The organism is Holdemanella sp. MSK.7.32 (assembly GCF_024460475.1).
Classification (GTDB): Bacteria; Bacillota_I; Bacilli_A; order Erysipelotrichales; family Erysipelotrichaceae; genus Holdemanella.
The window spans coordinates 1-361 of sequence record NZ_JANFYN010000134.1 but is presented as its reverse complement, the minus strand read 5'-3'; the positions used below and the strand labels follow the sequence as shown (position 1 = coordinate 361).

General features: G+C 34.1%; 1 pseudogene. It reads right to left on the bottom strand.

Annotated elements, in window-relative coordinates:
• A pseudogene (locus tag NE544_RS12135) lies at positions 1–269 on the bottom strand (IS5/IS1182 family transposase); the annotation flags it as partial.
• Positions 270–361 lie beyond the last annotated feature (92 nt).

Below are 361 nucleotides of genomic sequence, written 5' to 3'. Positions count from 1 at the left end.
TTAGTTGAAGTTTTTTTTACTTCTTCACCCGTTTCTTCATCATGTACATATTCTGTATGCACCATTGAATCAAAGGCCTCTTTACCTATACATTCTCTATCCTCGTTGATTTCAACCAACAGATCATCTTCGTATTTCTTTTTGAGGATCTCTACTTCTTTTTTGACACTTTTTCTTTTATTGGCATTTGCCTTCTGATGCGTACTGTCTCCAAATACCGTTGTGAAATCGACAAAACCATAATCAACGGCCTGTTCTAAGATTTCCATAAATATCTCTTCAAATATAGTTGAGTCTTTATATCTGCGAATATAGTTCTGAGACCATGTAGAAAAGTTTGGAATCTTCTCATCAATACTTA